Consider the following 22,008-nt stretch of genomic DNA (forward strand, 5'->3'; position numbering starts at 1 on the left):
CCCCCTTATTTTTTTATGCTTGTGATATTGAATTTACTTCAAGTGAAGCATAAATTGTTTCTGCAACATCATTCGATACCATCTCTCGAGTTTGCCGAATAGCATTATAGATCGCATTTGCGTCTGAAGAGCCATGAGCTTTCACAACTGGTGCTTGTAAGCCAAATAAAGCTGCACCACCATATTCTGAATAATCCATTTGCTGCTTAATTCCTTTTAGTTGTGGCTTTAATACACCAGCTGCTACCTTTGACTTCAAGTTACTCGTGAGGGCAGATTTTAGCATTGAAAAAACCGATAAAGCTGTTCCCTCAATCGTTTTTAACGCAATATTACCTGTAAAGCCATCTGTCACAATAACATCTGCAACACCATTCATTAAATCACGTGATTCAACATTACCGACAAAGTTTAAGTTTGTCTGCTTTAATAACTCAAACGCTTGTCTAGTTAATTCATTTCCTTTTTTATCTTCTGTTCCAATATTTAATAAACCAACACGTGGGTTCTTAATTCCACGTACTTTTTCTACATAAATTGAACCCATTATTGCATATTGTTGAAGATGATCTGGTTTTGCATCAACATTTGCCCCAACATCTAGAAAAAGAAAACCATCTCCATTTAAAGTTGGTAATGTAGGTGATAATGCTGGTCTTTCTATCCCTTTAATCCGTCCAACAATAAATAAACCGGCTGTCATGAGTGCACCGGTGTTTCCTGCTGATATACAACCATCTGCACGTTTTTCTTTTACTTCATTCGCCATTAAAACCATTGAAGAATTTTTCTTTCTTTTTACTGCTCGAACTGGTTCATCAGTACCTTCAATAACCTCATCCGTATGTATAATTGTAATTCTAGTAGAATCTGTTAAAAATTGCTTTATTTTCTCTTCTTGTCCAATAAGAGTCACTTCAAGATCTGGAAAAGCATGAATCGCTTTTATTACTCCTTCAACAACTGCTTGAGGAGCATTGTCGCCACCCATGGCGTCAATTGCTAGTTTCATTTTGTTACCTACCTTTGTGTTGGATTTGAACGAAACATCTCGAATTCTCCTGAAAAGACCAATTCATTTCCTACATAACTATTCACTTTTATGGTCGTTCGTCTATTTTCCAAATCATTTTTTTCAATTTTCGCCTTTGCGATCACACGTTCATTTTCTTTTACTTGTCTTGTAAAATGAATATTTGCTTTCGCTGTAAGTGCTAATTCATCATTAATCATTGCAACAGCCAATGAATTTGCTTGTGCAAATAGATGGTGACCACGTGCAATTTGGTTACGACTGAAAACATGTTCCTTTTTTATTTCAAGTATCGAAATGGCAGATTCATCAAGTTGAAGGTCAATGATATCACCAATTACTTCTTCTATTGGTAGTGCCTTTACTTCATCATCTAATTTTTTCTCTGCGACATTTTTTATCCGCTCTCTTAATTCTGGAATGGATAATTCTAGACGATCTAAACGAATCGTCTGAATACTAACATGAAACTTTTCAGCCAACTCTTCATCTGTAATAAATGGAGTATTCACTATTGTTTCCTGTAGTAATAGTTGTCTTTCTTTTTTATTTTTTTTCATGATATTTATGACACCGTCCGAACTATTAAGACTAGGTACTAATAGTAGTATATAGATAAAGAAAACAGATTGCAAGACAATTGCAATCTGTTTTTCATAGATTATTATTAAGTAGAAATGAATCGCTTTTTCAATATTCATAATGAATAAAGTGAGTGTCAATAACCGAAATTAATAACAATGTTAAACTGAGCCAATTGGTAAAGAAAAATAATGACCTTTTTTCAGTTGTACGATGTTAATCTAATTTCTCTCCATTAAGGATACCTGAATTCGTTAATTGTTTTCTTAAACCATTGTATTTCTCTTCTTGCCAAAAAGCATCTGAACGTACTAACTCTACTGCATCTTGTCTTGCTACTTCTAATGCGCGATAATCATGTACCATATCTGCCACTTTAAAAATTGGCATTCCACTTTGTTTTTTACCAAAGAAATCTCCAGGCCCTCTTAGCTCAAGATCTCTTTCAGATAACACAAAACCATCATTAGTTTCTGTCATAATCTTCATTCGTTCTTTTCCCGTTTCAGATTTAGGATCAGCTAATAATATACAATAGGATTGTTCACTACCTCTTCCAACACGACCACGAAGTTGGTGAAGTTGTGATAACCCAAAACGTTCAGCATCATATATAACCATTGTTGTAGCATTTGGTACATTTACCCCTACCTCAACAACCGTTGTTGATACTAATACATGAACTTCATTATCACTAAAGCTTCTCATGACAGCATCTTTTTCATCAGAACTTAGTCGACCATGCATGAGGCCAACCTTATATCGACCTTGATAATAGTCTGTAAGCATACTGTGAACATCCAAAGCATTTTGCACATCAAGCTTTTCTGACTCTTCTATCAAAGGACATATTACATATGCTTGACGCCCTTTTGCTATTTCTTTTTCGATAAATGCTATGATTCTCTCTAACATATCTGGCTTCACCCAATATGTTTCAATCGTCTTTCTACCAGCAGGCAATTCATCAATGACAGACACATCCATTTCACCAAATGCGGTAATAGCAAGTGTTCGTGGAATGGGAGTTGCTGTCATAAATAACACATCTGTATTTTTTCCCTTTTCACGAAGCATCCGTCTTTGTTCAACTCCAAAACGATGTTGCTCATCTGTTATGACTAAGCCTAATGTATGAAAATTAATTTCATCCTGTATTAGAGCGTGAGTACCAATCAGTAAATGAATTTCGTTATTCTTGAGTTTTTCTAATAATTCTCTTCGTTTCTTCCCTTTAACCGAACTAGTTAAAAGAGCAACATTTATATCAAAGGGTTCGAACAATTTTATGAGTGATTCGGCATGTTGTTCAGCTAGAATCTCAGTTGGAACCATTAATGCTCCCTGATATCCTGATAATATAGTTGCATAGATCGAAATCGCAGCAACAACTGTTTTCCCTGATCCAACATCTCCCTGAAGCAATCGATTCATTCGATATGGTGATTTCATATCACTCAATATTTCATCGATTACTCGCGATTGAGCAATTGTTAAGGGAAAAGGCAATGCTTTGATAAAGTGATCAAGAGTTTCCTTTGGGTATTGTTGATTAAGACCTTTAGACTGTTCTCTTTGCACTTTACGTAACGCTTGCATTTTCAATTGAAATAACAAAAACTCTTCATAGACAAACCTTCTTCTTGCTTGTTTTAAACTGGCTTGTTCGATAGGAGCATGAATGGTTTGAATCGCTTGCTTTCTTGTGATAAGCTTGTATTTTTCTAAAAGCTCTATCGGAAGAATTTCCTCTATCTCATCTATATATTCTTTCATTGCGACAGAGATAAACTTCCTCATCCCTTTAACAGTAAGCTTTCCTTTTACAGAATAAACAGGTTCAATACCAGATATTTCTTGTTTAGGGCCAAATACTAATTCTTGCGCAGTAATCGTTTGTCTATTCTTATCCCACTTACCAGTGACAGTAACTATTGAATTCAGAGAAAGCTTGTTTTTAAAATAAGGTCTGTTAAAACAAACGACTGAAAGTAAATAGCGACCAACTAGTAATCTAAACGTTAATCTAGAACGTTTTTTTCCAAAGTAAGTAAGAACAGCTTCACTATGAACTTTACCTTCAACTGTAACACGTTCATCATGTTTAACTTCCTCTAGATCTCGTAAACTATTATCATCATAACGATAAGGAAAATACTCTATTAAGTCATTAATAGAATAAATCCCTATATCATGTAATAGTTCTGCCGTTTCTTCTCCGACTCCCTTTAAATGATCAATTGGTTCTAATAATCTATTTTCCACATTATTTTTGCGAATCTCCGAAAATCTTGGCCTTCAGTTGTTGACCTGTTGGAGTCGCTGCTAACCCCCCTTGCGCTGTTTCTTTTAAGGCATTTGGCATTGTTTGACCTATTTTAAACATGGCATCAATGACTTCATCACATGGAATTCTACTAGTTATTCCCGCAAGTGCCATATCTGCTGCAACCATAGCATTAGCTGCTCCCATTGCGTTTCTTTTTACACAAGGTACCTCAACTAGACCTGCTACAGGATCACATACAAGGCCTAGCATGTTTTTCAATGTAATTGCCATTGCTGTGGCTGCTTGTTGTGGTGTTCCTCCAGCTAGTTCAACAATTGCTGCTGCAGCCATACCTGAAGCAGATCCCACTTCAGCCTGACAGCCACCTGCAGCACCTGAGATCGAGGCATTATTGGCAATAACAAAACCAAAAGCACCTGAAGTAAATAAAAACTCAACCATTTCTTCCCGACTTGGTTGTAATTTATTTTTCACAGCGAAAAGTGTACCAGGTACTACACCAGCTGAACCAGCGGTAGGTGTTGCACAAATGGTTCCCATGGCTGCATTCACTTCATTTGTTGCAACTGCTTTACTTACAGCATCGAGAATTGTACTTCCTGACAGGAAATTCCCTTCATCAATATACTTTTGTAAAAGAACAGCATCTCCGCCAGTTAAACCAGAATGTGATTTTACTCCTGCTAACCCCTTCTCAACAGCTTGTTCCATGACTTCTAGGTTACGTTCCATTTGTGCCATTACATCTTCTCTTGATCTATTTGTTACATCACACTCTTGCTGAATCATTATTTCCGCTATTTTTACACCTTTATCTTCAGCTAAAGAAACAAGTTCTTTTACATTTCGAAACATAATGATTTTTCCCCCTCATTAACAGATTTAACAATGTCAATTAATCGTCTATTTTAGTCACTTGTAATATATTTGGTAAGGTTTTTAGTTCCTCTATCACTTCTTTACTTAAATTCTGATCTGTTTCAATTGTCATTAATGCAACTTGACCAACTTCTTTTCTTGAAACATCCATATGACCAATATTTATTGCATGTTTTGCCAATACATTAGCTACCGCAGCGATTGCACCATAACGATCATTATGAACAACTAAAATAGCTGGATGGTTTCCAGATAGCTTTAATTCAAAACCATTAAGTTCTGTAATTTCAATTTTCCCTCCACCAATTGAAACACCAACTAATTCTAACTGCCCATAATCATCCCCGATAATAAGTCTAGCTGTATTGGGATGATCAGTAACAGCATCTTCTTCAATAAATGAAATTTTCATCCCTTTATCTTTTGCTATTTCCATTGCTGATTTAATTCTTTCATCAAATGTGTCAAAATCAAGTAAACCACCAATTAAAGCAACATCTGTTCCATGTCCAAGATATGTTTGTGCAAATGACCCATAAAGAGAAATAGTTGCCCATTTAGGTTCTCTATCAAATAACGTTCGTGCCACACGACCAATTCTAGCTGCTCCTGCTGTATGTGAACTAGAAGGACCAATCATAATTGGTCCAATAATATCAAAAACACTTCGGTATTTCATCGCTTATCCTCTCCTCATTTCATTTCATTATAGGTAACAGAGTAAAAGATACGTAATAAATTTGATTTATAAATATAAGTTGAATTTAATGTAATTAAAATACTTTCTAACTCTTAGTTTAACAGATTTTATTCCTTACAGTACGTAGACAAAAACAACTGAGAAATATTTATTTATTCAAAAATTTCTATGAATTCATTAAACAAAAGAAAACCCGGCCAAGGGCCGAGTTTTCTTTTGTTTAATAGCTTATTCTACTGAGAATATATATGAGTAAAGAGGTTGTTCTCCTTTATGAACCTCAACCTCAACATGATCAAATTGTTCCTCAGCAAATGTAACAAGTTCGCTTACTTCATCATCATTTGCATCTTCACCTTGAATAATGGTTAATATCTCATCATCCTCAGTAATCATTTCAGATAATAACTTTTTAGAAGCTAACAATTGATCGCGTTCAGTTAAAATTATTTTACCATTTGAGATTCCCATAAAGTCACCTTTTGCAATATCAAGGCCATCAATATTTGTATCTCTTACAGCAAAAGTTATTTGACCACTCTTTACACTACTTAAAGCTTCTACCATAATCTTTTCAACATCACTAGGCTCTGCAGTAGGATTAAAAGATAGTAACGCTGCCATTCCTTGTGGAACAGTTTTAGAAGGAATCACAATAACATGTTCATCTACTACAGAGGCAGCTTGCTGTGCCGCCATAACGATATTTGAATTATTAGGTAGTATAATTATATTATCTGCATTTACTTCACGAATGGCTTTCACAATATCCTCCGTGCTCGGATTCATCGTCTGTCCGCCCTCAATTACTATATTTGCACCAATACTTTTAAATAATTCTGCTATTCCTTTGCCCATTGAAACTGTGACAATGCCAAACTTACTTCTTTCTTTTTTTGTTTCATTTGTTAAAGGAGTTTCCTTGTCTACTTTCTCACCAACAATATCTGTATGCTGTTGACGCATATTTTCAATTTTCATGTTAATGAGATTACCATACTTTTGACCATATGATAAAACATCACCAGGATGTTCAGCATGAATATGTACTTTAGCCAGATCTTCATCGGCAATAACTAGCAATGAGTCTCCAAATTGACTTAAATCATTACGAAAATCTTCTTCATTAAATTTCTTCTTGCCATCTTCAAAACGAACCATAAATTCAGTACAATAACCAAATTCAATGTCTTCTGTGTTCATATGACCTTGAACATTTTTATGATGCTCAGCATTCACAAGATCGTTCATTGAAAGCCTATTAGCATTTATTTCTAATTTTTCGCCTTTTAATATAGCTAAAAACCCTTCATAAACAAATACTAATCCTTGTCCACCACTATCTACTACTCCAACTTCTTTTAGAACGGGAAGGAGATCGGGTGTTCGCTTTAAGGAAGCTTCAGCCTCTTTTAATGTTATTTCCATTAATATATCAATTGATGTTTCAGTTTCTGAAGCAATAACTGCTGCTCTTGCTGCATCCTTTGCTACAGTTAATATTGTACCCTCAACAGGCTTCATAACTGCTTTGTAAGCTGTATCTACACCTGCCTGAAGTGCATCAGCAAATTCAATAGCTGTAATTTGAGCCTTTGATTCAATTGATTTTGAAAACCCTCTAAATAATTGAGATAAAATAACACCTGAATTACCTCTAGCACCCATAAGTAAACCCTTTGATAGCGCCTGACCAACTTTACCAATATGCTCTGATTGATGGTTTCGTACTTCTTTAGCTCCTGATGTAATCGATAAATTCATATTTGTTCCAGTGTCTCCATCAGGAACTGGAAAAACGTTAAGGGCATCGACTAATTTTGCATTATTCGATAGGTGGTCTGCACCTTGCAAGATCATCTCTGCAAAACGCTTACCATCTAAAGTTGTAATTGACACAGGTAGTTTCCTCCTTACTATGGGTTCGATACACGAACTCCTTGTACAAAAATGTTAACGGAATCAACAGAAAGCCCAACCGTTTGATCTAACGTATATCTTACTTTCGTTTGAACGTTATGTGCGACTTCAGAAATTTTTGTACCATAGCTGACGATAATGTACATATCAATATTTATTGATTCATCATCTTGGCGAACTATAACACCTCTGCTAAAGTTTTCTTTCCTTAGAATCTCTGTAAAGCCGTCTTTTATTTGATTCTTTGATGCCATTCCAACAATACCGTAGCAGTCAATTGCGGCACCGCCCGCAACAGTTGCAATGACCTCATTGGATATATCAATTTGTCCGTACTTAGTTTTTAATTCAATGGACATGATGGTTCCCCCTTTGGAATTGTTCGCACTGGCTATAGTTATTTTACTATAAGCAACTTCATTTTAAAAGCGATTATAAGTCCGAAGTGAAAAAAGCATACATCCTTATTATTATACAACAACATAAAAAAACTATGTCAAGGAAAAATTCTTGAAAGGACTACATCAGAAGTATTGCAATCTAATGGTAGTTATGATAAATTATTAAAGTATCTCATGGCTATGTACATGACTATCGTAAAATATGTAAGGTTTTTTTGTAGTAAGGAGGGAATAACATGGCACGTAAATGCGTTGTTACTGGTAGAAAGACACGCTCAGGTAATTCACGTTCTCACGCGATGAACGCTAACAAACGTACTTGGGGCGCAAACCTTCAAAAAGTTCGCATCTTAGTTAACGGTAAACCTAAAAAAGTATATGTATCTGCTCGCGCTTTAAGATCTGGTAAAGTTGAGCGAGTTTAATTTTATTAAGCTCACTTAATGAACATTCAAAAAGAAGGTAGCGAAGCTATAAAACTTTTAATCAAATAAAGATTTAAATGCTTAACGAACACCTTTTTGAAAGAACCTATAAAGCAGAAAACATGAATGATAGCTTATCCTAGTAGCTTATTGCTGCTTTGTTTCATATTTATACGATATTAAACGAATAAGCTAAGAAAAAAGCACCGAACATAACGGTGCTTTTTTCTTAGTCTTTTTTAAATGAACCGAGCATCGCTCGAACAATTCCTCCTAAAAACTTTGGTAATTTGATCGTATAGAATTTCATTGTTTCCCTCCTCAACCAAATCAATTAAACAAGTTTTTGTTAGCTTGTTCAAAGGTGTAAATAATTCGTCAATTTCAAAAATATAAATCAGTTCTCTAGCATTATATTCAAGTTTCTTAAAAAAATGACGCCTATAACCATTTTGGACAAACAGTGCTCAATCACGGCTTCTTATTAGTAATAATATGCCGTCTTCAAAAGAAAAAGTACCTACTTCATGAATGAGTTCATTACTTATACATAATGTTGATCCCAGTTTAATATGACAATTATTTAATGGATACTTAAACCCTTTTAAGGTTATTCCCCTCACCTCTAAGCTTATAGGTATAAGTGATGTATATTTTTTTTCATCGTCTTTCCTTATTGTATATGTACCCGGTGTATAAAGCGTGATATGATTTTGTTTATCTATAATTTCGATCATGCTATCAAATTCAATTGATTGCATAAGCAGGTAGATATTTGCTAGTAAATGATCAATTCTTCCTCCTGTTGCACCAAAGATATGAACTTTAGTAGGCCTTTGTTTTATCGCCCATTCTAACGCAATTTCAGTATCTGTTTTATCTTTTTCAGGTGAGAATGACAACACTTCTTTTCCAATATCAATTAACTGTTTTTTTTCACTTGAAGAAATAGAATCAAAATCTCCAAAAGCAAACTGATATGGTAATCCAAATTCCTTGATGTATTTAACACCACCATCAACACCAATCCATATAACATCATCATTGTGATATTTTACTAAATTCGCTAAGTTCTCTCTTGGGCCACCTGCAACTATTGCAATTGTTTTCATGGTTTCTCCTTTACTACTTACCTTCATTCTTAAAATGATTAAAAAGATTAAGGTACCATTTATTGGCGACAAGCATAGATGTTAAAGTCTAGAGCTTACCCCAAAACTAAAGTAACTTATTACATTTTTGCTCAATAAGAAAAAGCCTGACATATAATGTCAGAGCTTTTCAATTTAACTTGAGCTATCATCATAGTCATATCTAAATCCATCATTCTGAGCAGAAGAAGTAATGTCTATTTTTTTTAAAACTGTTTCAAACTGTTCAATTTCTTCATAATCAGTACTGTTAATAGATGCAGCCTTTAACGCTTGTTCAATAATAGCTATATCATTTTTTGAAATCTCCATAAAATCCCTCCTTTATTTATTTCGACAGTAGTCTACTCTTTACTAGGATGGGACTTTTCTGGATTATTTATGAACCTATTTTTTTATTTAGTTGCTTGCTTCAACTCTTTAATTGCTTTACTTCTATCTTCTTTATTAAAAATTGCTGAACCTGCTACCAGCACTGATGCTCCAGCTTCAACCACTTGCTTAGCAGTTACATCATTAATCCCACCATCTACTTCAATTTCGATAGACAAATTTTTTGTTTTAATTAAGTCAGATAATTGTTTAATCTTTGGTAACACTTGTGGAATAAATGCTTGCCCCCCAAAACCAGGATTAACAGTCATTAACAATACCATATCGATATCTTCTAAAACGTGGATAATCGACTCAATAGGTGTATGTGGATTAAGTACTACACCTGCTTTAATTCCTTGAGACTTAATTAATTGGATTGTTCGATGCAAATGTTTACAAGCTTCCACATGAACAGTTATGATATCTGCACCAGCTTCCACAAATTGAGGAATATATTGATCAGGCTGTTCAATCATTAAATGCACATCTAGTGGTAATTTAGTAATTGGACGTATAGCTTGAACAATCAATGGACCAATTGTAATATTTGGCACAAAATGTCCATCCATCACATCTACGTGAATATATTCAGCACCAGCATTTTCTACATCTTTTATCTCTTCTCCCAATTTTGCAAAGTCTGCCGATAAGATTGAAGGAGCGATCTTAATCATAATTAGTACCTCGGCTTTCTATCTTTTATTTCTTCTACAAATGTTACATAATGATCATATCTATATTGTGGTATTTCACCATTTTCTAATGCTTGTTTAACCGCACATTTTGGTTCTTTTAGATGTGTACAACCTCTAAATTTACAGTCGCCACTTCTTTCCCTCATTTCAGGAAAGCAATATGAAAGACCTTCTACTTCTATTCCCGTAAAGTCTAGGGAACTAAATCCAGGCGTATCTGCAACAAAACCCTTACCAACTGATATTAATTCCACATGTCTAGTTGTGTGCTTTCCCCGTCCTAAATGTGAAGAAATATCATCAGTTTTCAAGTCAAGGTCCGGTCTTAAAACATTTAATAAAGAGGATTTTCCCACACCAGATTGCCCAGCAAAAACAGAAATATTGTTTTGTAAAAGCGGAAATAAATCTGTATCAACAGTAGATTCAACAGTTGATGTTAGCAGAACTTTATATCCTATATCTTCATAATCCTTTGCATATCCATGAACCTTATTTTTCACTTTCTCTGAATCAATAAGATCAGCTTTACTAATTACAATAAGCGGCTCAATGTCGTTAGCTTCAATAAGAACAAGAAAACGATCTAGTAGAGTAGGACTAAAATCAGGCTCAACTGCTGAAAATACAAGAATTGCTTGATCCACATTACTTATAGGCGGTCTTACTAATTCATTTTTCCGCTCAAACACCTCAAGAATATATCCTTCTTGATCGTTCTCAGCCTGATATTTAACTTCATCTCCTACTAACGGGGAAATTTTATTTTTTCGAAAAATACCTCTGCCTCTACACTGAATCAATCTTTCCTGATCTTGTACATAGTAAAAACCACTAAGAGCTTTCACAATTTTCCCTTGTGGCATGGATAACCTCCTTGATGGTATTCACCATTGATATTCTAAATAAAGGCTTTTTTTACTTTTTTACTTTTTCATTCAAATTAAAAGGATCGTTAAGTAGGAGCGTCCCTCGGACATGCTCCAACGTAATTTCGTCCATTTAAGGATAAAATGTATAAAATAAGCTTAATTCCAAGATAACTAAGAAAACTAGCTTCTATTCATCTGGATAAGGTATTGTTTCAGTTGTAACAACCTTACCATCAATATGAATTTGATAAAAAGCATTTTCCCCTGGATTAATTGTAAATTTCAATGTTCTTACTTCTGCACTAGTAATTTTAAATGTCTCATATGTTTCAGAAATAGATTGCTCAGCATCATCAATTAATATTAATACTTCTAATTCTTCACCTTCTTCTGAAGGCTCATAAGGAATTTCAACTGTCTTAGATACTGTTTTTGGAGGCTTTGCTTTTGGACCTAGGGAATAAACCAATTGTAATGTTGTATCTTTTGGTACTACTTCTTCACCAGGGCCTGGTGATTGCGAGATTAACTGACCTTCAGGAATTTCCTCTGAATGAACTTCTGACACATTTGAATTAAATCCTTTTGAGCTTATATATTCATCAATTTGAGGTTTAGTTTTACCCTTTAAATCTTCAATTTTGATTAGTTTTGGACCAGAGCTCACTGTGAATTCGATTGTATCTTCAGAAGGTATCACATATTCGCCTACCTCCGGCGTTTGAAATAAGATTGTCCCAGCATCTTTTGATTCATGTGATTCTTCTTTTACTTGAATATCTGTGAAACCATTCATCTCAAGGATTGATTTTACTCGATCAATATTTCGATCTACATAATCATCAAATAACACTTTTTCTTTACCGGTGCTTTCATAAATAATAACGGTCGCACCTTCTTTTGTTACTGTGTTTGCTTCAGGATCTGTTTTTATAACATAACCTTCTTCTATTTCTTCATGGGAAACAAGCTCTGGTTCACCAACTTCAAATCCAGCATCATATAAGAGACTTAAAGCTTCTTCATATGACTTATCAGTAACGTCTGGAACTTCTACATCCTTTGGTAAGAACATTGACGGAATGATTGTAACTGCTGCAATAGCAGCAAGAACTAAAATAACAAATAAAGTAATGATAAACATAGCAAGTTTACTTTTTTTCTTTTTAGGTTTCTTACCTTTTTTGCTCTTCTTATTGTCTTCACTACCATTTGTTTGATGTTTTATAGCAGGACGTACTAATGTATCTTCCAATTTATTTTTTTCAATGGTTTCATTTGTAATAATTGGTATCGCCTTAGTTGCTTCATCATCGTCAGGAATAGTAAAACGTGGTTCTGATATTCTACTTACCTCAAATACGGTTTCAAGGTCTCTTTCCATTTCCTCTGTAGCCTCATAACGGTGAAAAGGGTCTTTAGCTGTTGATTTTAAGATAATATTTTCTAGGCTTTGTGGAATGTCAGGATTCCATCTTTTCGCTGAAGGTGTTTCTGATTGTAAATGTTTCAATGCAATTGATATAGCTGATTCTCCATCAAATGGAAGTCGACCTGTTAAAAGTTCAAACAAAACTATACCAATAGAATAGATATCTGACTTTTTATTAGCTAGACCACCTCTTGCTTGTTCTGGTGACAAATAATGGACAGATCCTAAAACAGAATTAGTTTGTGTAATTGTTGTTGAGCTTAAAGCCATGGCAATTCCAAAATCAGTTACTTTTACATTTCCATGATGATCTATTAAGATATTATGTGGTTTTATATCTCGATGGATAATTTGATTGTCATGTGCATGTTGAATAGCAGATACAATTTGGAGCATAATATTTACTGCTTTTCTAGGATGTATTGGTGCAAACTGTTGTATGTATTGTTTTAATGTTTGCCCCTCTACGTATTCCATCACTATGTAGTAAACTCCATCTTCCTCACCAACATCGTATATACTAACAACGTTTGGATGAGCTAGGCTTGTAGCAGATTGAGCTTCTCTTCTAAAACGTTTAATGAATTCATCATCATTAGAAAAATCAAAACGCAATACCTTCATTGCTACTTCTCTTTCTAGAATCATGTCTTTGGCTAAATAGACATTCGCCATTCCGCCTCCGCCAATAACTTCTAGAATTTTATAACGACCACTGATTCTTTTGCCAATTAACACGGCTTTTCACCTAATTCATCATTTGCCGTCTTTTTAATAACAACTAAGGTAATATTATCCTCTCCACCATGATCATTTGCCATTTGCACTAATGTAGATGCTGTGTTTGAAAGATTATTATTATTCAATAGTTCTTTTTCCATTAATTCATCTGCTACTTTATTAGAAAGCCCATCTGAGCAAAGTAAAAGAACATCATTTTCTTCAAACTCAATCGTAGTAACATCAATCTCTACAGTTTGTTCTGTTCCAAGCGCTCGTAATAATACATTTTTGCGTGGGTGATGTTCTGCGTCTTCTCTAGAAATTTGACCTGATTTTACCAATTCATTTACTAACGAGTGGTCCTGTGTTACTTGTTTATAACCGCTATTATTTAATAAATAACAACGACTATCACCAATATGACCAATGGTTGCAAAACTTGATGTTACTATTGCGCCAACTACTGTCGTTCCCATACCTTGACATTCAGGATTTTCTAAAGAGTGTTCGTAAACAACTTTATTTACCTCTGCTACTTTGTCTCTAAACCATATTTCAGCATCCTTTGGACCTTTAATACTTTCTACTTCATTCCATAAAGACTCAAATGTAGAAATCGTCATTTGACTTGCAACATCGCCAGCCAAATGACCCCCCATACCATCAGCAACAATAGCTAAAATACCTATATTATTTTCAAAAACCCCTACACTATCTTCATTATGCTGTCTTACTTTTCCCCGATCAGATAAATAAGCTCTTTCCAAAGCGGTCACCTCGTCTCCTCTTTACGCTCCTTAGCTCGCAGCTGTCCACAAGCTGCATCTATATCATGCCCTTGCTCTCTTCTTGTTGTTACATTTAAGCCATGCTTTTTAAGCGTATCTTCGAATAAAGTAATTTGTTCTTTCGGCGTACGTACATAATTTCTTTCAGGTACATAATTTACAGGTATTAAATTAATGTGACATTTAAGACCTTTTACAAGTCTAGCCAATTCTTCAGCGTGCTCAACTTGGTCGTTTTCTCCACCAAATAAGCCATACTCAAAACTAACACGCCTACCTGTTTTATCAACATAATATTTAACAGCTTCCATTAAATCTGGTAGTTTATACGCACGATTGATTGGCATTAGTTTAGATCGCAATTCTGAATTAGGTGCATGCAATGAAATCGCGAAATTGATTTGCAATTTCTCATCCGCGAATTTGTAAATTTTTGGTATGATTCCACTTGTTGATACTGTAATATGACGTGCACCAATGTTCAAGCCGTTATCATGATTAATAATTTTAAGGAATGACATCATTTCATCATAGTTATCAAACGGTTCACCTATCCCCATAATAACTACATGACTTACACGTTCTTCAAATTCATCAAGAGCTTGTTGTACTTTTACTACTTGAGCAACAATTTCTCCTGCTTCTAAATTCCTTTTTAATCCACCTAGTGTTGAAGCACAAAACGTACAACCAATTCTACAACCCACTTGCGTTGTTACACATACAGAATTACCATATTCGTGTCTCATTAAAACTGTTTCAATTGAATAACCATCATGTAATTCGAAAAGAAATTTAATTGTGCCATCTTTTGATGTTTGTTGAATTAGCGTTTTAAGTGTTGTTAATGTGAAATTTTCATTTAAAAGTGTTCTTAAGCTTTTTGATAAGTTAGACATATCATCAAAGCTTGTAGCACGTTTTGAATATAACCATTCAAATACTTGATTTGCTCTAAATGCTTTTTCTCCATTATTTTTGAGCCATTCTTCTAATTCATGTAACTCTAAAGAATAAATGGAGGGGTTTGCTTTTATATCTTCGCTGTCTTTTTTCGTTCTGGTTGTTTTTGCTTGTTCCAATTTTAACCCTTCTTTCGTAAACATGCTATATAAAATCCATCTGAACCAAAGTAATGAGGCAATAGCTGGATTTCACCGTTTTGAATATATTGTTGAACCTTTTCAGGAAGCACTAATTCTATTGAACTGTCTCGTTCAAATTCTGAATGTGCTTCTAAAAATGCTTGTACGACATCTTGATTTTCTTCATGATCAATTGTACATGTACTATAAACTAACACACCATTTCTTTTTAATAAAGGGGCAACAGCATGTAAAATATTTTTTTGAAGCTCAGCTAGCTTTTTTACATCTTCTTCTTTTTTTGTATATTTTATATCAGGCTTTCTTTTAATCACACCAAAACCAGAACATGGTGCATCGACTAAAATTCGATCAAAACTTTCTTTTTCAAACTTTTCACTAGCTAGTCTACTGTCTAATGCTTCAGCAAAAATATTCTGAAGTTGTAAACGATCTGCCTGCTGTTTTATTAGTTTTACTTTATGTTCGTGTAAGTCCAATGAATGTACTGTTCCTGTTCCATTCATGCGCTCTGCTATATGTGTAGATTTACCACCTGGTGCTGCACAGGCATCTAATATATTTTCATTTTCTTGAGGATTTAAAACACGTGCAACCAACATAGAGCTTTCGTCTTGAATGGTTAGTAAACCTTCTGAAAAGGCCTTTGTTAGTGCAAGATTCCCTTTTAACCCTTTAATCGCATCCGCTGATAATTCTCCCTTATCAACCTCGATTCCGCTATCTGAAAGGCTCTCGATAAGCTCTTCTACAGACATTCTTGCTTGATTAACACGAGCTGTTTGGGAAGGAGCTTTTAAATTGGCCTCACAAATTTGTTCTGTTTCAGCATAGCCATATTGTTTTATCCATTTTTCTACTAGCCATTTTGGATGACTCGTTTTAATAGATAACCTATCAATAGGATCTTCAATTTTAGTAAGATCTGGAATACCTTCTCGTTGAATTGATCTTAACACACCATTAACGAAAGAGGAAATTCCTTTATGACCGCGTTTTTTTGCTATTTCTACAGCTTCAAAAAAAATCGCTCGCTCAGGAACTCGATCAAGATAAACCATTTGATAAACAGAGATCCGAAGTAAAATTTTAACCCATACTTCAATTTTCTTCGCTTTTCTAAGAAATCCTGCTAAGAAATAATCAAGTGTTTCCTGTCTTTGTAAAGTTCCGTATACTATTTCTGTTAAAAGTGCAATATCTTTATCTTTTACTTGATGCTTTTTTATCATCGTGTTTAAGAGTAGATTACTATATGCTTGATTTTTCTCAATTTGTAATAATGTTTCTACTGCTACATCACGGACATTCATTTGTTTTTTATTCGCCATCTTGTAGTATATCTCCAACTTTAATAGTAGTACCTCTTAAAAAGTCTTCTCCACTCATTTTCTTTTTCCCTGAGGGCTGAAGCTCTGTAATTTTAATGGCTGTTTTATTACCTGTTGCGACAACAAAACCATCTTGATCAATACCAATGACAGTACCTGGTTCTGAATTATTTTCACTTGGCATTTTTTCACTCCACCATAGCTTTAGCAACTGTTTATTGTAAGTTGTAAATGCGACTGGCCAAGGATTTAAACCTCTTATTTGATTGTAGATTTCTTCACCTGTTTTCGACCAATCAACCTTCTCTTGTTCTCTTTTTATATTAGAAGCAAAAGTTGCTTGAGCATCATCTTGCTTTTTTGGAGTAATTTTCCCATCTAATAAGTTAGGGATTGTTTCTAGTAATAATGTAACACCAGCTTCACTAAGTTTATCATGTAGAGATCCTACTGTGTCTCGTTCTTCAATCCCAACCTCTACTTGTGTAAGAATATCTCCAGCATCTAGTTTTTCTGCCATATACATAATCGTTATACCTGTTTTTTTCTTTCCTTGAATTATCGAATAGTGAATCGGAGCTCCACCTCTTAATTCTGGTAAAAGAGAGGCATGAACATTAATACACCCGAACTTAGGAGCCTCTAAAAGTTCTTTAGGCAATAGCTGTCCAAATGCAGCTGTAATAATTAAATCTGGCTCTAATGAAAGAACACTCTCTAGTTCATTTTTAATTTTTTCTGGTTGTAATACAGGTATTCGGTGTTTCTCTGCTTCCACTTTTACAGGTGGTGGTGTTAATGTTTTTTTACGACCTTTTGGGCGATCAGGCTGTGTAACTACACCTACTATATTATATCCTTCTTTTACAAGACTTCTCAAAACTGGTACTGAAAAGTCCGGTGTCCCCATAAAAACAATCTTTGTCATTCTTGTCATCCTTCCGTACTCTCTAAATCTTCTTCATCTAAATATTTTATTACTTTTGATGTAAATAATACACCTTCTAGGTGATCAATTTCATGTTGAATAGCTCTTGCAAGAAAGCCTTCTGCTTCAATAATTCTTGCCTTTCCTTTTCTATTAAAGGTTCTAACTTTAACATAATCCGCACGGCTCACTTCACCATACAAACCAGGAAAGCTTAAACAACCTTCAGGACCAGTTTGTACACCTCGTTCCTCAATAATAACCGGATTAATCAACTCTATTGTACCGTTTTGATCATCTATATCGACAATAGCTATTTTTTCTGAAATACCGATTTGCGGTGCAGCTAAGCCTACACCATCATTTTCTATCATTGTATCGTACATATCTGCTAATAATTTTGTGAGCTTCCGATCAAAAACTGTGACTTCATCACAAGTTTTTTCTAATACGTCCGCCGGAAACATCACAATTTGTCTAACTGGCAAATGAACTCCTCCAAACTATCTCTACATTTAAATGTCAAGCTACCCTCTATTTCACAGATCCCCAGCACATCATCAACGATCATCTTTATATATAAATAATAGTAATAATATAATTGAGGACAATATGACTGATCATTACATCATTGTACTAGGATTCAAATCAATCGTAATCATTAAATCATTCGAAGTTATTTCTTGCTGAAAGTGTTCAATGATTTTTCTTAATGTTTCATTCAAGTTATTTTCCCGTTTGTATTTTACCATGCATTGATAACGATATCTATCTTTGATCCTTGGGATAGGAGATGCAACAGGGCCTAGTATTCTAGTTTCATTAGAAACATTTCTTCTTAAAAACTGTGCTACTTTTTCAGCAACTGACACAACCTTCGTTATTTCCGGATGTGAAATGGTTACAAGAGCAATATAATAATAAGGTGGATAAGCATGATTTTTTCTTAGTTGCATTTCTTGTTCGTAAAACAAATCATATTCATACTGACTTGCTAATTGAATACTATAATGTTCTGGTGCATATGTTTGAATAATCACCTCACCAGGTAATTCATGTCTTCCTGCTCTTCCACTAACTTGTGTTAATAGTTGAAATGTTTTTTCTGAAGCACGAAAATCTGGTAGATTCAACATAGTATCTGCTGCTAAAACACCTACTAAAGTGACATCTGGAAAGTCTAAGCCTTTTGCAATCATTTGGGTACCTAATAAAATATCAGCTTCTTTATTTCCAAACTTTGTTAATAGTTTTTCATGAGCACCTTTTCGCCCTGTTGTATCAACGTCCATTCGAATAATTCTAGATTCTGGAAGTACCTTTACTAGCTCTTCCTCTACTCTTTGAGTTCCTGTTCCAAAAAAACGGATATGTTCGCTTTCACATTCAGGACAAACTTTAGGCATATGCTCTTCATGACCACAATAATGACATTTAAGCTTTTGACCATGTCTATGATAAGTTAATGATATGTCACAATGTTGACATTGTATAACAAAGCCACAATCTCTACACATAACAAAGGATGAATAACCTCTTTTATTAAGGAATAATACCGATTGTTCTCCTTTTTCTATTCGATCTTGTAGCTTCTCAATTAATAAGGTTGAAAACATTGTACGATTTCCACTTCTTAGTTCTTCTCTCATATCAATAATATCGACACTAGGCATAGACCTCTTATTTACACGTTCTTTTAAGGTTAATAAATGGTAAACACCTTTTCTTGATCGGGCAAACGTTTCTAAGGTTGGAGTTGCACTTCCTAAAACAACTGGACATTTATGAAGTTTAGCACGATAAATGGCAACATCTCGCGCATGATAGCGAGGGTTTTCTTCTTGTTTATAACTTGATTCGTGTTCTTCATCAATAATGATCATCCCAAGATTTTCAAAAGGAGCAAATATAGCTGACCTAGCACCAACAACAAGCTTAACCTCTTTGCGTTGAATCTTTCGCCATTCATCATATTTTTCACCAGTTGAAAGGCCACTATGTAACACTGCCACTTGTGAGCCAAAACGTCCTTTAAAACGATTAACCATTTGTGGAGTTAGAGATATTTCCGGAACAAGCACAATCGCTTCTTTTCCATTCTTTAATACTTCCTCAATTGATTGAAGATATACCTCTGTCTTACCACTACCTGTTACACCATACATAAGGAAAACATCGTGATTTGCATTATTAACAGAAGATAAGATCGGAGTAATCGCATTTTGTTGTTCTTCATTTAATTGAAGAGAAGTTGTTTTTTTAAAGTCTCTATCTTGAAATGGATCTCTATAGATCTCTTTAGTTTCTTCGATTAATACACCTTTGGAAATGAGAGATTTAACCGAAGTATCAGAAGTTTTTGCTTCTACCAATAGCTCTTGTAATGGGATTTTATTTAGCGAATTAAATTTAAAGTATTGAAGAATATCCAACTGTTTTCTTGCATTTGCAGGTAGTTCTTCAATTAATTGCTCTAGATCAGTAAATGACACATTGAGTTTAATCAGTTTTACAACTTTTTTGTTCGTCTTTTGTTTAACTTTGTAAATAAGTTCTAGATGACCATGTTTAATTTCTTTTTGGATGATAGATAATGAAACGTTTTTTTCTAGTTCTTTTAAGTTTACTTGATTTATTTTACGAAAAAATGGTTGCAATGGTTCTGGTAAAGATAAATACTGATAATCAGAACTTAAACTGATTACTTTTTCATACTTAGCCTTCATCGCGGCAGGTAGCATCACTTGAAAGGCAGAGATTTTGAAACATAGAGTTTTCTCTGTTAACCAATGACCTACTTGTAAAAGTTCTGGAGTTAAACATGGAGTTAAATCTAACATTTCAGAAATAGACTTTAAGCGACTAAAATCAGAATGGTTCTTTGTTTCAATAACAAATCCTTGTACTTTTCGAGGACCAAAAGGAACGATTACTCTCATGCCCGGTGCTATAAATTCTTGCCATTCTTCTGGTATTTTATAATCAAATGCACGATCTGTTTGCATCGCTGGTACATCTACAATTACACTCGCAAACTTCATTTACGATCTTCCTTTAACATTGCTTCTATTTTTTCAAGTAGTTTTATTGCTACGTCACTTTTTGACATAAGCGGGAGATCAAGCTTATTAAGATGACGATCAATAATCGTGACTATGTTTGTATCTGTTCCAAAACCAGCACCTTCAGTTGTCACATTATTTGCAACAATCAAGTCTAAGTTCTTTTTCACTAGTTTTTTCTTTGCATATTCTTCTAAAGAATTTGTTTCAGCAGCAAAACCTACTAATAATTGATGCTTTTTTCGTTCACCCAATTCTTTTAAAATATCTGTTGTTTTTTCCATCTCAATTGTTAAATGATCTTTTTGTTTCTTCAGTTTCTCATTATATGTTATGACAGGACGATAATCAGCAACAGCTGCTGATTTTATAACTACATCTGATTGATCATAATGCTCTAGTACTTTATCTAGCATTTCTTCAGCAGATTCAATCATAATTGTCTTAACAAGCTTTGGTGGTTTTATACAGGTTTGTCCTGAAATCAATGTCACATTGGCACCTAATTTTGCTGCTTGTTCGGCTATTGCATATCCCATTTTCCCAGATGAGTGATTTGTAAAATAGCGGACAGGATCAATTTTTTCTCTAGTAGCGCCCGCTGTTATTAACATATTTACTCCTTCAAAATTATGAAGTTGTTTATGTTGTTTAAAATAGCTTATTAAAAGCTCTACTATTTTTTCTGGCTCTTCAAGTCTACCCTTCCCAACATATCCACAAGCTAAGAAGCCTTCACTTGGTTCAATAAACTTGTAGCCATAGTCATCAAGAGTTTGAATATTCTTTTTAACAGCTGGATGGTCATACATATGTACATTCATAGCTGGCGCGATCCATACTTGAGCAGTTGTTGCTAATAAAGTTGTTGTCAGCATACTATCAGCAATACCATTTGCTAGCTTGCCTATTATATTTGCAGTAGCAGGTGCTAGTAGAACAAGATCTGCCCAATCTGCCAAATCTATGTGGGCAATAACTTTTGAATTCTTCTCATCGAAGGTATCATAGAAAACATCATTACGAGACAATGCCTGGAAGGTTAGCGGTGAAACAAATTCCATTGCTGACTGACTCATAATGACTTTTACTTCAGCGCCTGCTTGGATTAACTTACTTGTTAAAGCGGCCGCTTTATATACAGCAATACCACCACTTACACATAATAAAATTTTCTTACCATCTACCATGACTCCCCACCTACCTTTTTCATTCTTTAAGGCTGTTATTGTATGCTTTGTTTACTTGAACTAAAGTAAAAGGCCAGACCTCTCAATCAATAGATAGTGTTCAACGTTACAAGGACACTATTTAT

General features: G+C 34.5%; 21 protein-coding genes. 1 reads left to right on the plus strand and 20 read right to left on the minus strand.

Annotated features, from left to right (window positions below; genetic code table 11):
* Window positions 1–13: 13 nt before the first annotated feature.
* The 7 genes from plsX to LC076_RS01925 form a co-directional block, all read right to left on the minus strand.
* Window positions 14–1,012: a phosphate acyltransferase PlsX gene (gene plsX, locus LC076_RS01895; RefSeq protein WP_226665746.1), complete on the minus strand. Its 999-nt coding sequence runs from the start codon at window positions 1,010–1,012 to the stop codon at window positions 14–16.
* Between the two features lie 8 nt (window positions 1,013–1,020).
* Window positions 1,021–1,593 (minus strand): transcription factor FapR, encoded by a 573-nt coding sequence (gene fapR, locus LC076_RS01900; protein WP_226665747.1) that lies wholly within the window; start codon window positions 1,591–1,593, stop codon window positions 1,021–1,023.
* A 238-nt stretch (window positions 1,594–1,831) separates the two neighbouring features.
* A complete protein-coding gene (gene recG, locus LC076_RS01905) occupies window positions 1,832–3,880 on the minus strand; it encodes an ATP-dependent DNA helicase RecG (RefSeq protein WP_226665749.1) in 2,049 nt (682 codons plus the stop codon).
* A 1-nt stretch (window position 3,881) separates the two neighbouring features.
* Complete coding sequence (gene sdaAA, locus LC076_RS01910; RefSeq protein WP_226665751.1) at window positions 3,882–4,760, minus strand: L-serine ammonia-lyase, iron-sulfur-dependent, subunit alpha; 879 nt, start codon at window positions 4,758–4,760, stop codon at window positions 3,882–3,884.
* Between the two features lie 40 nt (window positions 4,761–4,800).
* Window positions 4,801–5,463 (minus strand): L-serine ammonia-lyase, iron-sulfur-dependent subunit beta, encoded by a 663-nt coding sequence (gene sdaAB, locus LC076_RS01915; protein ID WP_226665753.1) that lies wholly within the window; start codon window positions 5,461–5,463, stop codon window positions 4,801–4,803.
* A gap of 249 nt (window positions 5,464–5,712) precedes the next feature.
* Window positions 5,713–7,383, minus strand: a complete 1,671-nt coding sequence (locus LC076_RS01920) for a DAK2 domain-containing protein (protein ID WP_226665754.1) — start codon at window positions 7,381–7,383, stop codon at window positions 5,713–5,715.
* Between the two features lie 17 nt (window positions 7,384–7,400).
* A complete protein-coding gene (locus LC076_RS01925; protein WP_226665756.1) occupies window positions 7,401–7,763 on the minus strand; it encodes an Asp23/Gls24 family envelope stress response protein in 363 nt (120 codons plus the stop codon).
* Between the two features lie 278 nt (window positions 7,764–8,041).
* Here LC076_RS01925 and rpmB point away from each other — a divergent pair, with 278 nt between their 5' ends.
* Window positions 8,042–8,230, plus strand: a complete 189-nt coding sequence (rpmB, locus tag LC076_RS01930; protein WP_046514638.1) for a 50S ribosomal protein L28 — start codon at window positions 8,042–8,044, stop codon at window positions 8,228–8,230.
* Window positions 8,231–8,459: 229 nt separating this feature from the next.
* Here rpmB and spoVM read toward each other — a convergent pair whose 3' ends face one another.
* From spoVM to coaBC, 13 genes are all read right to left on the minus strand, one after another.
* Window positions 8,460–8,540 carry a stage V sporulation protein SpoVM gene (spoVM, locus tag LC076_RS01935; protein WP_003328987.1) on the minus strand — a complete coding sequence of 27 codons (81 nt, stop codon included), beginning with the start codon at window positions 8,538–8,540 and terminating at the stop codon, window positions 8,460–8,462.
* Between the two features lie 157 nt (window positions 8,541–8,697).
* Window positions 8,698–9,342: a thiamine diphosphokinase gene (locus LC076_RS01940; RefSeq protein ID WP_226665758.1), complete on the minus strand. Its 645-nt coding sequence runs from the start codon at window positions 9,340–9,342 to the stop codon at window positions 8,698–8,700.
* Window positions 9,343–9,516: 174 nt separating this feature from the next.
* Complete coding sequence (locus tag LC076_RS01945) at window positions 9,517–9,693, minus strand: hypothetical protein (protein WP_226665760.1); 177 nt, start codon at window positions 9,691–9,693, stop codon at window positions 9,517–9,519.
* Between the two features lie 83 nt (window positions 9,694–9,776).
* Complete coding sequence (rpe, locus tag LC076_RS01950; RefSeq protein WP_226665761.1) at window positions 9,777–10,430, minus strand: ribulose-phosphate 3-epimerase; 654 nt, start codon at window positions 10,428–10,430, stop codon at window positions 9,777–9,779.
* A gap of 2 nt (window positions 10,431–10,432) precedes the next feature.
* Entirely contained in the window at window positions 10,433–11,317 is an 885-nt protein-coding gene (gene rsgA / locus LC076_RS01955; RefSeq protein ID WP_226665763.1) for a ribosome small subunit-dependent GTPase A, read from the minus strand.
* 193 nt (window positions 11,318–11,510) lie between these two features.
* Window positions 11,511–13,493: a Stk1 family PASTA domain-containing Ser/Thr kinase gene (gene pknB / locus LC076_RS01960; RefSeq protein WP_226665765.1), complete on the minus strand. Its 1,983-nt coding sequence runs from the start codon at window positions 13,491–13,493 to the stop codon at window positions 11,511–11,513.
* Window positions 13,487–14,245, minus strand: coding sequence for a Stp1/IreP family PP2C-type Ser/Thr phosphatase (locus tag LC076_RS01965; protein WP_226666151.1), 759 nt, complete (start codon window positions 14,243–14,245; stop codon window positions 13,487–13,489). Before LC076_RS01965 ends, pknB begins: the two co-directional genes overlap by 7 nt.
* Window positions 14,246–14,250: 5 nt before the next feature.
* On the minus strand, window positions 14,251–15,348 hold the full coding sequence (rlmN, locus tag LC076_RS01970) for a 23S rRNA (adenine(2503)-C(2))-methyltransferase RlmN (protein ID WP_413465925.1): 1,098 nt from the start codon (window positions 15,346–15,348) through the stop codon (window positions 14,251–14,253).
* A gap of 2 nt (window positions 15,349–15,350) precedes the next feature.
* Complete coding sequence (gene rsmB / locus LC076_RS01975; protein ID WP_226665768.1) at window positions 15,351–16,703, minus strand: 16S rRNA (cytosine(967)-C(5))-methyltransferase RsmB; 1,353 nt, start codon at window positions 16,701–16,703, stop codon at window positions 15,351–15,353.
* The gene (fmt, locus tag LC076_RS01980) at window positions 16,693–17,631 is read right to left on the minus strand and encodes a methionyl-tRNA formyltransferase (protein WP_226665770.1); all 939 of its coding nucleotides are present in this window, start codon (window positions 17,629–17,631) and stop codon (window positions 16,693–16,695) included. Before fmt ends, rsmB begins: the two co-directional genes overlap by 11 nt.
* A 5-nt stretch (window positions 17,632–17,636) precedes the next feature.
* Window positions 17,637–18,119, minus strand: coding sequence for a peptide deformylase (def, locus tag LC076_RS01985; RefSeq protein WP_226665771.1), 483 nt, complete (start codon window positions 18,117–18,119; stop codon window positions 17,637–17,639).
* A gap of 135 nt (window positions 18,120–18,254) precedes the next feature.
* Window positions 18,255–20,672 (minus strand): primosomal protein N', encoded by a 2,418-nt coding sequence (gene priA / locus LC076_RS01990; RefSeq protein WP_226665773.1) that lies wholly within the window; start codon window positions 20,670–20,672, stop codon window positions 18,255–18,257.
* On the minus strand, window positions 20,669–21,883 hold the full coding sequence (coaBC, locus tag LC076_RS01995; protein WP_226665775.1) for a bifunctional phosphopantothenoylcysteine decarboxylase/phosphopantothenate--cysteine ligase CoaBC: 1,215 nt from the start codon (window positions 21,881–21,883) through the stop codon (window positions 20,669–20,671). The genes priA and coaBC overlap by 4 nt, the downstream gene beginning before the upstream one ends.
* Between the last annotated feature and the right edge of the window lie 125 nt (window positions 21,884–22,008).

The organism is Metabacillus litoralis (assembly GCF_020524045.1).
GTDB classification, from domain to species: Bacteria; Bacillota; Bacilli; order Bacillales; family Bacillaceae; genus Metabacillus; species Metabacillus litoralis_C.

What these genes read in the sequence shown, in the direction of transcription:
- spoVM (WP_003328987.1), bottom strand. Translation starts at nt 8,540, where the DNA reads ATGAAATTCTATACGATCAAATTACCAAAGTTTTTAGGAGGAATTGTT.
- rpe (WP_226665761.1), bottom strand. Translation starts at nt 10,430, where the DNA reads ATGATTAAGATCGCTCCTTCAATCTTATCGGCAGACTTTGCAAAATTG.
- sdaAB (WP_226665753.1), bottom strand. Translation starts at nt 5,463, where the DNA reads ATGAAATACCGAAGTGTTTTTGATATTATTGGACCAATTATGATTGGT.
- rsmB (WP_226665768.1), bottom strand. Translation starts at nt 16,703, where the DNA reads ATGGCGAATAAAAAACAAATGAATGTCCGTGATGTAGCAGTAGAAACA.
- LC076_RS01945 (WP_226665760.1), bottom strand. Translation starts at nt 9,693, where the DNA reads ATGGAGATTTCAAAAAATGATATAGCTATTATTGAACAAGCGTTAAAG.
- plsX (WP_226665746.1), bottom strand. Translation starts at nt 1,012, where the DNA reads ATGAAACTAGCAATTGACGCCATGGGTGGCGACAATGCTCCTCAAGCA.
- fapR (WP_226665747.1), bottom strand. Translation starts at nt 1,593, where the DNA reads ATGAAAAAAAATAAAAAAGAAAGACAACTATTACTACAGGAAACAATA.
- sdaAA (WP_226665751.1), bottom strand. Translation starts at nt 4,760, where the DNA reads ATGTTTCGAAATGTAAAAGAACTTGTTTCTTTAGCTGAAGATAAAGGT.
- LC076_RS01925 (WP_226665756.1), bottom strand. Translation starts at nt 7,763, where the DNA reads ATGTCCATTGAATTAAAAACTAAGTACGGACAAATTGATATATCCAAT.
- rpmB (WP_046514638.1), top strand. Translation starts at nt 8,042, where the DNA reads ATGGCACGTAAATGCGTTGTTACTGGTAGAAAGACACGCTCAGGTAAT.
- LC076_RS01940 (WP_226665758.1), bottom strand. Translation starts at nt 9,342, where the DNA reads ATGAAAACAATTGCAATAGTTGCAGGTGGCCCAAGAGAGAACTTAGCG.
- rsgA (WP_226665763.1), bottom strand. Translation starts at nt 11,317, where the DNA reads ATGCCACAAGGGAAAATTGTGAAAGCTCTTAGTGGTTTTTACTATGTA.
- coaBC (WP_226665775.1), bottom strand. Translation starts at nt 21,883, where the DNA reads ATGGTAGATGGTAAGAAAATTTTATTATGTGTAAGTGGTGGTATTGCT.
- priA (WP_226665773.1), bottom strand. Translation starts at nt 20,672, where the DNA reads ATGAAGTTTGCGAGTGTAATTGTAGATGTACCAGCGATGCAAACAGAT.
- fmt (WP_226665770.1), bottom strand. Translation starts at nt 17,631, where the DNA reads ATGACAAAGATTGTTTTTATGGGGACACCGGACTTTTCAGTACCAGTT.